This is a genomic window from Georgenia sp. H159 (assembly GCF_035607575.1).
In the GTDB taxonomy this organism is placed as follows: Bacteria; Actinomycetota; Actinomycetes; order Actinomycetales; family Actinomycetaceae; genus Oceanitalea.
In genome coordinates this window covers 1-16,174 of the sequence record NZ_JAYDZY010000002.1, presented here as the reverse complement: position 1 = coordinate 16,174, position 16,174 = coordinate 1, and the positions used below count along the sequence as shown (strand labels likewise).

Below are 16,174 nucleotides of genomic sequence, written 5' to 3'. Positions count from 1 at the left end.
CTCCTTGCGGGTTGGGGGTGTGCTACTGAGTGCGAGATTCGGACTCGAGGTCCGTCTCGTAGAACTCCCGGACACGCCCGCGGGCGTTGTCCAGGTGCTCCGCCAGGTCCGCGCGCACGGCCTCGAGCCCCCCGCTCGAGATGAGGTCGCGCAGGCGGTAGTGACTTTCGATCGACGGGCGGAGGTCGCTGTACGTGGATCGTGAGGCGAGCAGCACCAGGTGGATGCCGGGCCGGTACTGGTCCCAGATGCCCTGGAGCCTGCGATGCCCCGCGACGACGTACAGGCTGGAGTGGAAGTGGAGGTCCGCGTCCGCGAAGGCCTCCGCGCTCCCGCTCTCGACTGCGCGCTCCATCTCGCGGAGCGAGTCGTCGAGCAGCCGGACGAGGTGGTCGGGGTCGCGTTCCATCGCCCACTCCACCGCGGCCGACTCCAGCACGTAGCGCAACGAGAAGAGCTCGTCGATGTCGTCCGCCGCGAGCCCCCGGATGACGGACCGGCGACCGCTGCTCTCGATGAGTCCTTCCGCAGCGAGGATGCGGATCGCCTCACGGATCGGGCCTCGGCTCAGCCCGAACTGCGCCGCGAGCGACTCCTCGCCGACGACCGTGTCCGGCGCGATCCGGCGCGTGGCGATGAGCCGCCGCAGCTCGGCGGCAACCTGCATCCCCAGGGAGTCCTGCTTGATGGGCTCGATCAGCAACGCGCTTCCTTACGCATGTCCGGCTTCGTTGACTGTTAACAGTTAACAGTCTCCCGCCCCCGTGAGTCAACTCACCTGCGCCACTCCCCTGTCACGTTCTCCGCCCCAGCGGTGTCTTGTGACCACAACCCCAGTGACACGACCGGACACCGAAGGAGTGGAAGACCATGGCAGACGTGACAGACGTGGTGGTCGTCGGCGGCGGGTACGCCGGCGTCATCGCCGCGAACCGGCTCACGACCAACCCGGACCTGAGGATCACCCTCGTCAACCCGCGGAGCTCGTTCGTCGAGCGCATCCGGCTGCACCAGCGGACGGTCGGCACGCACGAGGCGGTCGTCGACTTCACCGAGATCCTCGCCCCCACCGTCCGGCTCACCGTCGACTCGGTGACGCGGATCGACGCCGCGTCCCGCACTCTCGAGCTCGCTGCAGGCGGCACGGTCGGGTACGACTACGTGGTCTACGCCGTCGGGAGCCACGGCGCGGCACCGACCGTGCCGGGCGCGAGCGAGCACGCCCACCCGCTGAGCACCCTGGAGCAGGCGGAAGCCCTGCAGCACGCCCTGGAGGCCGCCGGCCCGGCCGCGCCGGTCACGGTCGTCGGTGGCGGCGCCACCGGCATCGAGGTGGCGTCGGAGCTCGCCGAGTTCGGCCGCTCCGTCACGCTCGTCACCGCCGAGGAGCTCGGCCCCTACCTGCACCCGTCGGCCCGGCGGGAGGTCGCCAGGCAGCTGGACCGCCTCGGGGTCACCGTGCTGGACAACGCTCCGGTCTCCGCCGTGCGGCCCCACGCCGTGCAGCTCGCCGACGGTCGCGAGCTGCCCAGCGACGTCACTGTGTGGACCGCCGGGTTCGGCGTCCCGGACCTCGCGAGCCGCAGCGGGCTGAGCACCGACGCCGTCGGGCGGCTGCTCACCGACGAGACCCTCACCAGCGTCGACGACGATCGCATCGTCGCCGCCGGGGACTCGGCGGTCCCCTCGGGAGTGCCCTACCGGATGTGCTGCGCGGCCGCGCTGCCCCTCGGTGCGCACGCGGCCGCCACGGTGCTGCGCCGCGTCGCGGGGCACGCGCCCAAGCCCGTCGCGGTGTCGGTGCCCGGCCAGTGCCTCAGCATCGGGCGTAGCGCGGGCGTGCTGCAGGTCGCCCGGCGTGACGACACCGCGATCGCCCTCCACGTGGGCGGCCGTGCCGGCGCGTGGTTCAAGGAGTCCGTCACCGCGGGCAACCGCGCCTCGCTGAGCCTGGTCGCCCGCCACCCGGCGCTGATCGCCACGCTCACGGCGGTGCAGGACCCGCGCCGCGCGCGACGTCTCCGGTCCGCGGCCCCTGTCGTCCTCGACGAGGCGCGGGCAGACTGAGCGGCACGTCGAGGAGGCCGACCATGACAGACGAGTCCGTCGTCGAGGCGACCGACGCCTTCGTCGCTCACCGCAACCTGCTCTTCACCGTGGCCTACGAGATCCTCGGCTCCGCCACCGACGCCGAGGACGTGCTGCAGGAGACCTGGCTGCGGTGGGTCGACGTGGACCTCACCGAGGTCCGTGACCGGCGCGCCTACCTGGTGCGGATCGCCACCCGGCAGGCACTGAACCGGGTGCGCACGCTGCAGCGGCGCAAGGAGGACTACGTCGGGCAGTGGCTGCCCGAGCCGCTGCTCACCTCGCCCGACGTCGCCGAGGACGTGCTGCTCGCCGAGAGCGTCTCGATGGCCCTCATGGTCGTCCTCGAGGCGCTCTCCCCCACCGAGCGGGCCGTGTTCGTCCTGCACGAGTCCTTCGGCTTCCCCTACGACGAGATCGCCGACGCCGTGGAGAAGTCCCCCGAGGCGGTCCGGCAGATCGCCCACCGCGCCCGCGGCCACGTCCGGGCCCGCCGCCCCCGCCGGCCCGCCTCACCCGCGGAGACGCGGACCGCGCTGGAGGCCTTCAAGGTCTCGGTCGAGACCGGTGACGTCCAGACGCTGATGGACGTGCTGGCCCCCGACGTCGTCGTCCTCGCCGACGGCGGCGGGATCAAGCAGGCCGTCCCCAACCCCGTCCGAGGCGCCGACAAGGTCGCCCGCCTGTTCGTCGGCGGCATGCGCAAGGCCGGCGGCACCCTCGCCGCGCAGCACACCGCGGTCAACGGGCACCCCGCCCTCCTCGTCACCCTGGACGGTGAGCTGGACGGCATCTTCGTCGCCCAGGTCCTCGACGGGCAGATCGCCGGGATCTACTACGTCCGCAACCCTCACAAGCTCTCCCGGATCGACGCCGAGATCCCGCTGGCACGGCGCTGAGCCGTCCGCGGGTGCACCTCTCGTCGGCCGGGCGACGAACACGACGCCGCCGAGCGTCACCGTGCCGGCCGCGACGGCCCACCACGGGAACCGGGGCAGGTCGGACGGGGCTCCCGCGACCGCGTCGGCCGGCGTCTCCACCCGCTCCGCGACGACGACGATGCGCTCGGTGTTCATGCCCAGCGGCGTGCAGGTGATCATCGTCAGGAGGTCGCGGCCCAGCTGGACCGGCTGGTGCTCGGCGTCCCCGGGCGGCAGGACCTCGTAGCTGACGGCCGCGTAGGTGAGCACCTCGCCCGCGACCTCGACGACCACCTCGTCGCCCACCTGCACCTGGTTGAGGTAGGTGAACGCGGTCGCGGTGGGCAGTCCCCGGTGCCCGCCGATGACGGCGTTGGTGCTCGGCCCGCCGACCGGCAGGCTGGTCCCCTCGACGTGCCCGAGCGCCCGGCTGAGCACCTCCTCGCTCATCCCGTGGCGGACCGGCTGGTCCAGGCCGATCGAGGGGATCCGCAGCCGGGCCATGATGTCGGTCCGGCCCACCGTGAGCGTCGACCCGTAGTCGAAGGAGTCCACGCCGATGCCGTAGAGCAGCGCCTCGTTGTACTCCCGTGCCCGCTCGGCCATGCGGGAGCGCTCCGCGGGGCTCGTCGCGCGCGTCGTGTTCGCGAGCGCGTCGTTGGCCCGGCTCTGTTCCGCCTGCTCCAGCCACATCGCCGTCGGTGCGTAGAGCATGACCATCACGCCGCCCCACACGAGCAGGGCGATGGCCAGGCGCATCCTCCTGCTCAGCGTCGTCACCGCGGGACTCCAGAGGCGCCGGGACCTAGCCGACGGACCTGCGGCGCCTGCTCGCGACGCCCAGCCCCACGCCCCCGCCGATGAGGCCCAGGCCGACAAGCCCGGCCAGCGCCATGCCCTGGGCACCCAGGACGGGCAGGTCCACGCCGGTCCGCTGGCTGTTGGCCACCGAGACGCGCTGCGGGACCGAGCCGGCCGTGACGACCACCTGGTAGACCTCGTCGGACGCCGTGTAGCCCGCGGGTGCCTGCACCTCGGCCAGGTAGACGGTCTCCCCGGCCGAGAAGCCGGGCAGGAGCACCAGGCCGTCCTCACCGGTGATGAACTGGGAGACGTCCTTGTCACCGACCCAGATCTCAAGCGCGTTCGTGCGTGCCGCCGCGTCGCTCGCGGTCGCGTAGGCCTCGAAGACGGCGCCGGACAGCGGCGCGCCCGTGTCGCCCTCGACGTGCTTGTAGATCTCGACGGCGCCCCACTGGGTCACCGCCTGCGGGCTGAAGGTGGCCTGCCCGATGGTGAACGCGGCCTGGTTCTCGATGGTGCCGTCGCCGATGGCGAGGACCTCGGTGTCGAAGGTGACGGCGAGCTCGGACGTGACGGAGCCAATGCCTGCGAGCTTGCTCAGGCCGGCCGGGGTGAGCTCGACGGTCAGCAGGCGGTCGGCGTAGGTCACCGCGTAGTCCCCCGCCCCCAGCGCGGCGCTCGGCGTCGTCGTGACGGTGACCGTGTCCCCCAGGTAGCTGAGGCGCTCGTCCAACCGGTCGGTGACGACGTACTGCTCGAGCGTCCCGCCGTCCGGCGGCGGCGGGACCGAGCCGCTGAGCGTCCACGTGACGGTGCTGCCCAGGGCGAGGGCGCCGTCGTCGTCCACCTGCTTGCCCGCCGAGGCGACCGAGCTCTTCGGGGAGACGGACACGTCGTAGGTCCAGGTGCCGGCTGTCGTGTCCGGGTGCGGGAGCGTCACGAGGAACGGCACGGTACGGGCCGCGACGTGAGCGGGGCTGCCCGTCTCGGTGACGTAGTACAGGCCGAGCGGCAGCGGGCCGAACGTGGCCGTCCCGTCCGCGGCCGTCGTCCGTGCGGTACCGGCCGCGAGGACGGCGTTCGGGACGTCGTCGACGGTGATGCCGTCGATGGTCTGCCAGCCCTCTGGCGTGGTGAGGTCGACCGGCTCGCCGTTGTAGGACGTGACCTGCTGGACGGTGAAGGTGACGCCCTCGACGGGGGCCGGTGTGACGGCGTCGTCGCCGGTGCGGGCGAGGCTGGTGATGGTGAGCGACCCGCTCGCGGTCGGGTCGATGTTCGCGGTGGACGGCGCGACGGCGGCCGCCGCGCCCGTGCCGGGAAGCCCGACGACGGCGAGGGCGGCGACGGCGAGCGCCGCCCCCAGTCTCGTGCGGAGGATGGTCATGGGTCGAGCTCCTGTTCTCCCGGCCAGCGGGGTGGGTCCGAGCGGCTCGTCATGAGCACTCGGCGCGTGTGTGGGGCGGGGCGTGGTCACGTGAGGCCCCGGGTGCGGCGCCGGTGGAGGACGACGCCGACGGTGAGACCGGCGGCCGTGACAGCGCCTCCGGTCATGACGAGTGAGGACGTGCCGATGCCGCCGAGCGCCGGGAGCGCGAGCGGGGTCGGGACGAAGGTGACGAACCGGTAGACCTCGTGCATGCCGCGGTCCACCGTGATGGCCGACGGGTCCACCGGCTCCCAGTGGGACCGGGTCGTGTGGTCCGGCGCGTGCGGCGCGGGTCCGACGTAGCGCTCGACGGCCACCTGCAGCGAGGGGCTGAGGTGCGTGCCGACGGGCTGCTCGGTGAGCGCGTACTGGTGCTCGGGGCGGAGGGGGAAGGTGTTGCCGCTCGTGGGGGTCGTCGCGCCCGCCACGGTGGTCGCGCCGAGACCGTCGACTCCCGCGCCCGGGGTGGCGGTCAGCGCCCAGTCGGCCGGCCCGAGGCCGGACTCCCCGGTGACGACCTTGAGCACGGTGAGGGTGGCGGCGACGTTGGTGACCGTGCAGGTGACGTGCGTGGCACGGGGGACGACGACGGCGCCCGTGCTTGCGTCGACAGCGGCGAGGGTCCCGTCGTCCCGGGGGTAGGTGCACCGCCACGCGCCGTCCTGGACGTACTCGGCCGGGCCGCCGCTCTCGGTGAGGGCGTACGTCACGCCTGCCGTCACCGGACCGGTGGCGGTGCCCGCGCCGGTGACGACGGGGTGGCCGTCACCGGCCGTGGCGGTGAGCGTCCAGTCGGCCGGGTTCCCCGGTGCGACGTCCTTGACCAGGGTGAGGAGCGTGTCCGCCTCGAGGCCGAAGGTGTTGGTGGCCACGACAGCGAGGTGCGTGTCGGCCACGATCGTGAGGGCCACAGGGTCGATGAGGGTGCCGTCGGCCCGGTAGTCGACCCCGGCGAAGACGGCGCCCTCCGGCACGGTCACCGGCCGCTCCGCGACCGAGACCCTGGTGCCCGCCGGCAGGTCGGCGAACAGCCGGGACTCGCCGTCGGCCAGGCTCACCGCGTGGCTCTGGCCGTCGATGGTCACGTCGAAGGTGAACGTCGCGTCGCCGACGAGCGCGGCGCCGTCCCCGGACACGATCTTCGTCAGCGAGAGGTCGCCGGTGCGGGGGCAGGGCAGCTCGCCGAGGAAGCTGTGGTGGTTGATCGCGCCGCCGCCGGCGGTGGTGACGTTGTTGGCGAACCACTGGCCGTTCGCGGTGACACCGGAGCTGTACGACAGGTTCGCGCGCGGTGCCCAGATGGCCCCGAGCTCGAGCTCGTCCATCGTCACGGTGCCGGTGACGGCGGAGAGGTCGAGCAGGATGTGCCGGGCGTAGGACTGCTGTTCGCCGGCGTTGGCCGACCAGCCCTCGATGTTGATGCGCCCGATGCGCGTGGTGCCGGCGGGCACGGTGATGACCAGGGGCGCCTGCGCGCTCGGGACGTAGCCGACCGCTGCACCCTCCCGCTTGATCGTCCTGCCCGCGATGGCGGCGTAGGACAGCACGTTCGGGCGGGTGTCGTCGAAGCTGGTGACGACCAGCTCGGAGCCGGTGTCGGTGAGGCCGACGTTGTTCACCACGGCCGGCTGGGCGCCGTACATCGCCGACAGGCACTGGTCTGCCTGCGTCAGTTGCGCGTCCACGTCGAAGTACGCGCCGACGCTGCCGAGGTCCGCCTGCACCCGGCGCTGGATGACGTCCTGCGTGTACGGGAGGGCCTTCGCGTCCAGGTTGCCCTCGTAGTCGGCGGTCGACGCCGGGTTGACCACGCGGGTGTACGCACCGGGCTCGGCGAGGACGGCGCGCAGGCCCTGCGTATCGACGAACTTGGCGATGGCGCGGGACTCCGGCGAGTCCGGTGTGGCGTTGGCGTTGGTGAGGTCGATGTTGCCGACGCCGGTGAACGTCGTCGCGAGGATGCGAACGGGCTCCCCGTCGATGAGGGGCACCACGTAGTCCCGCAGCCCGGCCGCGTAGTGCCGGACGGGGTAGTTGTGGACGGTCGAGGCCAGCGAGCCGAAGGCGGCGACGGACCCCGCGAGCTCGCCGTTGCCGAGGACGGCGTTGCCACGCGCCACGACGGTGAACCCGCGGTTGGCCACGAAGGGGTTGAACGTCTCACCGGGCGACTGTGCGGCCGGGGCGCTGGAGCTCACGACGCCGGCCCCGGCGAGGACCACCACTGCGAGAGCCGCGAGCAGCGCGGCCTGCAGCTTCTTCCGCGGAGGCGGAAGGGAGTGCTCGTGAGTGCCCACATCGCCCCCAAGTGGCTGCGGGCCCGAGATCGCCGCGGTGCCCGAGTCGGAGGGTCCGCAGGCCGGCGGCCTGCAGACGTTTCTCCTACTTGTGACTACCCATCGGCTGCGACTTTAGAAGGATGCGAGATAGGGGCTGTGACGTTCGCCACACATGACTAAGCAGCCGACGCACAGTCGCGTCGGCGGGAACACAGGAAAAGGCCCCGACCCGTTCGAATCTCGGGCGGTAGATTCGAACGGGCCGGGGGTCTGAGTCCCGCGGCGTGCTCGCTCGGCGAGCACGCCGCGGGAAGGTGGCGGTCAGCCCGCCGGGATGACCTCGATCGCGCTGACCTTCGGCTGGTTCACCGTGGCCGAGAAGTCGATGTCGAGGTTCCCGTCGGTGACCGTGACGGGCACCTCCACGACGTGGGCCGTCATCGGCGCCACCACGGCGTTCAGGTCGAGGTTGGCGACCTCGACCGGTCCGCCCTCGAGGTTCACGCTGAACACGCGCTTCCCGGTCCCGCCGGCCCCACCACCGGTCGCGCCGTGGTAGATCTCGGCGAAGTGCAGCCGCACGAGGTACTCGCCGCCGTTGACGCCGACGTTGTACCCGAACGTCCCGAGGTTCGTCTCCGCACTGCGCTCAGTGAGGTAGAGGACGTCGTCGGTGGTCCCGGCGATCGAGGTCACCGAGCTGTTCGAGTACATCTTGCCGCCGGCGAACATCGAGTCGGCGAGCCACTGGTGCCCACCGGTGCTCACCGCTCCACCGCCGGCGTTGATCCGGACCGGCGCCTCGCTGAGCTCGGGGAGCTGGGCCTCCACCGCGGCCGAGGCCGCGGACACCGTGCCCGAGAAGTCGACCGCGAGGACCCGGTAGTACGCGGTCTCCGCGGACGGCAGGTTCGTGTCCGTGAACGACGTCCCGGTCACCGGGCTGGTGTTGGTCACCCGGCTCCACGGGCCGGACGCGGAGGTGGCGCGCTCGACGTGGTAGCCGATGACGTCGTCCTCCGTGGTCGCGGTCCAGGACAGCTCGACCGTCTCGTCGACGACCTCCGCGCTGAGCCCCGCCGGCGCGGCGGGTGCCGTCCCGGAGTGGGGCGTCACGGGGAAGACGTTGGTGACGAGGTAGACGTTGTCCTGGTAGTCGCAGTTCGTCGCTCCGATGCCGCACTGGTTCGGCGAGGAGATGTAGTCGTGGCCGACGATCCACGACCCGGGCACGTGCTCGCCGTCCTGGTCGATGACCGGCCAGGTCTTGGCGGCCATGTAGTTCGGGTTGTTGGTCGTCTGACCGCTGATCACGATGCCGAACTCACCCGTCGGGCTGGTGGACAGCTGCGTCGGGTTGCCCTGGTTGTTCAGCGGCAGGATCGACTGTCCGTACGGCGCGCTGTGCGTGGCGGAGGTGCCGGAGATGTTGATCGTCTCCTGCTGCCCACAGCAGCCGTGGAAGGCGCCGATCTGACGCACGACGACGGGCTTGGAGGTGTCGGCCCGCTTCCACAGCAGGGAGCGCACCTCGTCCCCGTTGAGCGCGGACGTCCGCATCTCGTCGCCGTTCTGCAGGTTACCGATGTTGGTCGTCCAGCCGAAGAGCGCCGACAGCTGGTTGAGCGAGAGCTCGTTGCCTCCCTCGGGTGCGGTCATGTACCCACCGCGCACCTGGATGGTGGTGACGGGTGACGTCGGGTCGCTCGAGGTGAGGTCCAGCTGAGCGGCCCGGATGCCCTTGCCCCCGGCGATCGCCGTGAACGTGACCTCCAGCGGGACGGAGGCGCCCGGCTCGACGACGAACGGTGTCTCCGGCGCGCCGGTGACCGTGAAGTCGGCGGCGTTCGGGCCGGAGAGCGACACGTCGGCCACCCGCAGGTCCTCCGCACCGTCGTTGGTCACCGTGAGGGTGGCGGTGTCGATGACCTCGTGGGTCGTGACGCCGCTGTTGATGCGGTGCAGGGTGACCCAGTCCTCGGACATGCCGGGGATGGGCTCCCCGCCGAGCCGGGTGACCTGCTCGTTGCGGACGTCCATGACGCCGCCGACGTCGAAGATGTCCAGCGTGACCTCGCGGACCGTGGTGCGGTCCTCGCTGTCGGTCGCCGTGATCGCCAGGACGTGCTGACCGACGCCGAGCGTGAACGGCCCGGTGTAGCTGGTCGGCGCACCACCGTTGAGCGTGTACGTCAGCGACGCGATCGTCGCGTCCCCGGGGGCGTCGGCCGAGACCACGATCTCGGCCGGACCGCCGGCGTAGGAGTCGTCGATCGCGAACCCGTTGGCGGTGACGCCGACGGTGGGCTCGAGGAGCGCCTCGCCGGTGATCCGGATCCAGTTGACCTTGGTGTTCTCACCCGAGTTCGTCATGGTGAGCTTGCCGTCGGTCACCGTCACCGTGCCGCTTCCGGTGGTGAACGGGGTGGCAGCGGTCGGGTCGAAGCCGCTGATGACCGGGACGCCCTCGACCGTCACGCCGTGCACCGAGTCGAGGTAGTTGGCGTCCCCGACGGAGACCTCGACGCCGTACGTGCCGTTGCCCAGCGCGTACTCCCAGATCCCGTTGGTGTAGGTGGGCTGGGTGGCGTTGTCCAGGAACGCGAAGGACTTGCGGATGTCGTCCGTGGGGTACGCGATCCCCCCGCTGGGGGCGGAGCGGTACCTGGTCGCCTCCATGCGGCTCACCGGGTTGCCGGTGGACGCATCGAGCCAGCCGTGCCCGCGCACCGCCGAGTAGGCGCCGCCGGTCTCGGTGATCCAGCCCGCCGTGGTCGGAGCCGCCTCCGGGGCGAACGCCACCTGCACGCTCTCCGTGGGTACGGGCTCCTCCCCGCCGAGCCCCTCGCCGTCGATGGTCACCCAGGCGAGCTTGGTGTTGGTCCCGCCGCTGGTGATGGTCAGCCGACCGTCGGTGACCTCCACCGTCCGCACACCCGTCTGGTGGGGGTTCGTGTTGGTCGGCACGAACCCGTTGATCACCGGCTGCCCCTCGGCGAGGACCGTGTGGGTGGAGTCGACGTACCCGGAGTCACCCACGGCCGCAGCGACCTCGTAGGTGCCGTTGGGCAGCTCGTACTCCCAGGTGCCGTTCGTCAACGAGGTGACCTGCGTGTTGTCCAGGATCGTGAAGGTCTGGAGCAGCGGGTCGTTGACGAAGGTGATGCCCGACGTCGGAGTCGTGCGGTACCGCATGGCGGCGCTCCGGTCGGCGGGTGCGCCGTCGACGATCCAGCCGTAGCCGTCCTCGGCGTCGAAGGCCGCACCGGTGTCCGCGAACCAGCCCGAGGGCGTCGGCGCGGCCGCCGTCTGGAAGTTGACCTTGACGGCTGCGCCGTCGCTCGGGTCGTCCGGGCCCTCGTCGACCTCGAGCGGGGTCACGTCGATGTAGTTGATCTTCGTGTTGGTCCCGCCGAGGGCGTCGACGGTGAGGAATCCGTCGTCGACGACGACGTCCGCCGTGGCGGTCGTGTGCCGGGTGTTCGTGCCCACCGCACCGCTCGGGGTGAAGGGGGCGATCACCTGCTCGCCCTCGAGGTTGATGACGTGCTGCTCGGGGTCGGAGTTGACCGTCGGGTCACCGGCGGCCACGGTCACGCGGTACGTCCCGGTCGGGAGCGCGAGCTCCCAGAAGGCACGCGCCGAGACGCCGTTGAAGGTGTTCCCGTTGTCCGTCACGTCCTGCGACTGCATGTGCATGAGCGTGTCGAGCCGCTGGTCCGACTGCGAGGTGTTGCGGTCCCGGCCGTTGCCGGGTCCGCTCGTCCCGCCGGTCGAGAGGTCGATGACCTCACCGTTGACCTGGTTCTTCCACCCGAAGGTCAGTCCCGTGCCCTGGTCGGCGCGGGTCCGCGCTCCGAACGGCTGGCCGAAGTCCCGCAGGTAACCCGTGGGAAGTGCGGCAGCCTGGTTGGAGAAGTTGATCCGCACCGGGTCACCGGTGGGGTCTGGCGGCGGCGGCTCGTCCCCCGCGGGGCGGACACCGGTGACGAGGAACACGTAGTCCTGGTAGTCACCGTTGCTCGCGTCCTCGAACGCCACGATGTAGGCGTTGCGGATGGGCGTGCCGTCGCGGTCGCTCGCCGGGTAGATCCGGGCCCGGTGGGCCGCGGAGGCGGGCGAGTTGAGCCGGTCCTCCGTGAAGCCGTACCGGTCGAACACCCCGGAGTGGTAGAAGAAGCCGAACTCGGCGCTCCCCGGGTTGAACGTGGTCGTGCCACCCGCCGTGATGGGCGGCAGCAGCGACTGGTACCCGGAGGTGTCGATCTGCGCGATGACGCTGCGCTCGGCTTCCGAGCCGTCACCCGTGTACCACCCGAAGGGCAGGTGCTCCTTCGGTGCGTAGTGCGCGACCGGCTGCATCGTCACCGAGCCGGAGCCCGCCTTGACGAACAGCGGCTCGAGCACCTCGTCGCCCTTGGCGGCGGGGTCCATGCCGCCGGCGAGGTTGGTCCAGCCGACGTTGATGTCGTACCCGAGGGTGCCCACCACGTCCTGGAACGTGGGCTCCTTGCTGCCCTCGATGCCCGCCATCGCCAGGCCGTACAGCCCGACGTCGATCACCTGGTCACCGGTGGTGACCCGGAGCACCGCCTCGCGCTGCCCGACGGTCGAGCCCGGCTTGAACGCCACCGCGAAGGTGGTGCTCGCCCCGGCGGCGAGGGTCGTGGCGCCACCGGTGACGGTGAACTCGCCCGGGTTGGCACCGACGACGGTGCGAGCGAGCGTGACCGAGTCCGTGGACTCGTTCGTCACCGTCAGCGACTTGCCCGCCGAGGTGGTGTTGATGACGCTGGAGAAGACGAGCTCGTCGGCCGAGGCCGTGAGGCTCGGGGCCTGCTGGTCCGCCGGCACGCGCAGCAGGAACAGCTTCTGGTCCGACCCGCCGCGGTTGTACTGGTTGACGTACAGGTTGCCCGTGCTCGGGTCCTCGACGACCTCGAGCGGGTCGTTGAACCCGTCGACGCCCGTCATGGTCGAGTTCGGCACGCCGGTGAGACCCGTCGAGGTCTGCTCGCCGAGCACCTCACCCGTCGTGGAGTCGACCTGGAGGAACAGCAGGTCGTTGTTGTTGGAGAACCGGGTGACGACGAGCCGGCCCTTGAGCTGGCCGCCGAAGGTCTCCGACTTGTACTCGAGCGCACCGTTCGGGGACTTGTTGAACCCGAGGTCCCACTCCACGCCCCGGTAGTTCGGGTCGGGAAGCTGACCGGAGGCGTACTTCGAGCCACCCTGGCCGGCCGCCGTGGGCGGGTTGGCCGGGTCGTTGCCCTCGTGCAGCACCCACTCGCACCGCTCGGGGTTCGGGTGGCCGTAGTAGCCGCCCTCCTCCACCCGGTACAGGTGGTCGCGCTGAGTCGGGTGGTTGGCGATCGGCGGCACGGATCCGCCGGTGTACGGCTCACCGTCGATGCGCCGGTCGAGGCAGGCGGCGGTGTAGTCGAGCCCGTCCACCGAGGAGAAGCCGGGGATGCCGGCCGCAGCCTCGCGGGTGAACGTCCCGTCGCCGTTGACCGTGACGCCGGGGCTGTTCGCCCCGCCCGCCGTGCCGTTGGTCGGCACGTACAGGTGGCCGTTGGAGTGCCAGACGAGGTCGTAGGCGTTGCGGATGCCGCTGGCGAAGATCTTCAGCGGCGCGTTCGGGTCGAAGGGGTCGTAGGTACCGCCCTCGGCCGTCTTGACGTCGATCGGACCCGCGCCGTTCATGGCTGCCTGGATCTGCGGGTCGTCCTGGTCCCAGACCAGGGTCGCCGCCGTCAGGAGCGTCTCGCCGCGCTGACCCCACGCGTTGTCGAGGTCACCGGCCGCCTGGTTGGAGCCCTGCAGGACGTAGAGCCGTCCGTCGGGCCCGTAGGCGAGGGAGTTCGTCAGGTGGTCGGACTGCGAGCGGGGCAGGTTGTCGAAGATCTCCACCTCGTTCTCGAGGTTCGGACCGCTGAGGTAGCTGATCCCGCTGATCCACTTGTTCGACTCGTTGCTCACGTTCGCGCTGGTCTTCGTGACCCACAGGCGGAGGTCGTCCGCCGTCGAGTCGCGGTCGAAGACGATGCCGATCATGGCGTACCCGAACTGGCCGAGGCTCTCCGCGTTGGACAGCGTGCCGTCCTCGTTCACGGTGTACCGCCACAGGCCCTGGCCGATGGTGGTGCCGTAGAGCTTGCCGTCCGGCCCGAAGGTGAAGGACGACCAGTACTTGTTCGCCCCGATCGGGAGCTCCACCTTCTCGAAGGCGATGTTCGTCAGCGGGGTGAACTCGTCCCCGCCGCCGACGACCTCGCCGGCCCCGGTGGTGAACACCGAGGTGAAGGGGACGAAGGAGGCGCCGAAGTTGTCCTTGACGCCGCTCGTGACGACGAACCGGTAGCTGGTGTTCGCCTCGAGCCCACCGACCGGGTCCAGGGAGATGACGTCGTTGCCGCCGGAGGTCCCGACGGTCACCTCGACGGGCGTGCCCGCGGGCAGCTCGTAGAGGTGGACGTTGCCCTGGAGGGTGGTCGGGTCGACGCCGACACCCGCGTAGGGGATGCGGATGGTCGAGGAGACACCGGCAGCGAGGCCGTGGTCCGTCTCCCGGTTGTCCGGGAGGACGGTGTCCACGTGCGGGGCCATCGGCTGGCCGACGACCTCGACGTAGGCGAGCTTGGTGTTCGTCCCGCCCTGGGGGCTGATGGTCAGGCGACCGTCCCAGACGCCGACAGTGGTCGTGGCGACGTGGTACTCCTCGGCCGTCGTGGCCTGGAAGGCCTCGATACCGACGGCGGCCTCGACGTTGAGCACGTGGAGGGAGTCGTAGCCGTTAGTGCCACCCGGCTCGTCGCCGACCGCGACGGTGACCTCGTAGAGGCCGTCGGGGACGGCGAGCTCCCAGGTGCCCTCGGTGTCGACGCCGTTGGTGCCCTCGACGTCTCCGTACTGCATGTGGATGATCGAGTCGAGCCGCTCGTCGATGCCGGCGCGCTCGCGGTCACGGGCGTTGCCGACGAGGCTGACGGGGTTGCCGTCCGCCGTCGTCCACCCGTAGATGAGGCCGGAGCCCTGGTCTGCGCCGGTACGGGCGCCGTACGCCTGCCCGTAGTCCCGGAGGTAGCCGGAGGCGACGGGTGCGGTGGCGGCCGTGAAGTCGACGCTGACGTCGACGTCGTTGACCGGCCGCGGGACGGCGTAGGCCTCAGGAGAGGTCGCGGACTCGTTGCCGGCCGCGTCGACGGCGGTGACGACGTAGAAGTACGTCGTCCCGTTCGTCACCGCAGTGTCGTCGAACGTGAGGGCGCTGACCGGCGTGCTGGTGATCAGCTCCCCGTCCGCTGCGCCGCCCACCTCGAGGTCGCGCCGGACGTTGTAGCCGACGGTGTCCTCGGACTCGCTCGCCGACCACGCGAGGCTGACGACGCCGTCGCCCGCCTCTGCGGTCAGCTCGACCGGGGCCGCGGGGGCCTCAGTGTCGGGCGCCTCAGAGATCTGGGCGACCGCCTCGTTCGAGAGCTCGGACAGACGACCCAGGCCGTCGACGGCAGTGACCGCGTAGTAGTAGGTCACCCCCACCTCGGCGGTGTCGTCGACGAAGCTGGTCCCCATGACCGGGTTGGCCCCGGAGATCGGACCCCCGTCAGTGGTCACGCCCGCCGCGGTACCGCGGTAGACGTAGTAGCCGACGACCGACTCGGTGGCGCTGGCGGTCCAGGTGACGCCGATGGTCTCCGCGCCAGCGGAGGCGGCGACGTTGGTGGCCGGCAGGATCTGCTCGATGCCGACCTCGACCTCGTTGGAGGCAGCGGACTCGTTGCCCGCGGCGTCGACGGCGGTGACGACGTAGTAGTACGTCTGGCCCGGGTCGACGTTCGGGTCGAAGAACGAGGTGTCACCGAGGAGGGTGTCACCCGAGTAGGGCACACCGTCAGTGGCGACGTCCGCGTCAAGTGACCGGTACACGCGGTAACCGACCGTGTCGATCGAGACGCTTTCCTGCCACGACAGCTGGACAGTGTCCGTGGCCGTCGCGGTGAGAACGGTCGGCGCCTCCGGGGCGGTGACGTCAGGGTCACCGACACGCTCGTAGCCAACGAGAACTCGTGCGGCGCCGGTGGCCTCGAAGTACTCCACCACGATCGTGTGCTCACCCTCGGTGAGATCGATCTGACCGTTGTAGACAGTGCTCCATGAGCTCTTGGACCACTTGTCGATCACCAGCTCGTCATCGACGTAGACCCGCACGCCGTCATCGGCCTGGGCCTGGAACTCATACGTCCCAGCACCCTCGTTGACCGTCGTGGTGAAGCGAGCCGAGAAGTTGCTGTAGCCCAGCCCAGCCGGACCACCGGTGTTGTACCAGTTCTTGTCGACCGCACTCAGGCACTCACGGGAGACCACATCACCCGCCAGCTCACGCCCATCGAAGTACTCCGCAGCCCACTCACCCGGAGCACATGCCTGCGGCTCACCCGGGGTGACCTCGAAGTAGTCGAAGCTGACGCGGGCAGCGCCGGTGGCCTCGAAGTACTCCACCACGATCGTGTGCTCACCCTCGGTGAGATCGATCTGACCGTTGTAGACAGTGCTCCATGAGCTCTTGGACCACTTGTCGATCACCAGCTCGTCATCGACGTAGACCCGCACGCCGTCATCGGCCTGGGCCTGGAACTCATACGTCCCAGCAC

6 protein-coding genes and 1 pseudogene are annotated in these 16,174 nt (G+C 70.7%); 2 read left to right on the top strand and 5 right to left on the bottom strand.

The window, feature by feature from the left end:
• Positions 1 to 22: 22 nt before the first annotated feature.
• Positions 23 to 703, bottom strand: coding sequence for a GntR family transcriptional regulator (locus VR894_RS04080; protein ID WP_324650064.1), 681 nt, complete (start codon positions 701 to 703; stop codon positions 23 to 25).
• A gap of 167 nt (positions 704 to 870) precedes the next feature.
• Between VR894_RS04080 and VR894_RS04075 the strand changes: the two genes are divergently transcribed.
• Together VR894_RS04075 and VR894_RS04070 are read left to right on the top strand one after the other, a co-directional pair.
• Positions 871 to 2,067: an NAD(P)/FAD-dependent oxidoreductase gene (locus VR894_RS04075; protein WP_324650063.1), complete on the top strand. Its 1,197-nt coding sequence runs from the start codon at positions 871 to 873 to the stop codon at positions 2,065 to 2,067.
• Between the two features lie 23 nt (positions 2,068 to 2,090).
• The gene (locus VR894_RS04070; RefSeq protein WP_324650062.1) at positions 2,091 to 2,987 is read left to right on the top strand and encodes an RNA polymerase sigma-70 factor; all 897 of its coding nucleotides are present in this window, start codon (positions 2,091 to 2,093) and stop codon (positions 2,985 to 2,987) included.
• Between the two features lie 144 nt (positions 2,988 to 3,131).
• Here VR894_RS04070 and VR894_RS04065 read toward each other — a convergent pair.
• From VR894_RS04065 to VR894_RS04050, 4 genes and pseudogenes are all read right to left on the bottom strand, one after another.
• Positions 3,132 to 3,767: pseudogene (locus VR894_RS04065) on the bottom strand (class C sortase); the annotation flags it as partial.
• Between the two features lie 46 nt (positions 3,768 to 3,813).
• On the bottom strand, positions 3,814 to 5,199 hold the full coding sequence (locus VR894_RS04060) for a SpaH/EbpB family LPXTG-anchored major pilin (RefSeq protein WP_324650061.1): 1,386 nt from the start codon (positions 5,197 to 5,199) through the stop codon (positions 3,814 to 3,816).
• A gap of 86 nt (positions 5,200 to 5,285) precedes the next feature.
• On the bottom strand, positions 5,286 to 7,538 hold the full coding sequence (locus VR894_RS04055; RefSeq protein ID WP_324650060.1) for a collagen-binding domain-containing protein: 2,253 nt from the start codon (positions 7,536 to 7,538) through the stop codon (positions 5,286 to 5,288).
• A 303-nt stretch (positions 7,539 to 7,841) separates the two neighbouring features.
• The coding region (locus VR894_RS04050; protein WP_324650059.1) for a PA14 domain-containing protein at positions 7,842 to 16,174 on the bottom strand (8,333 nt) is incomplete at its 5' end.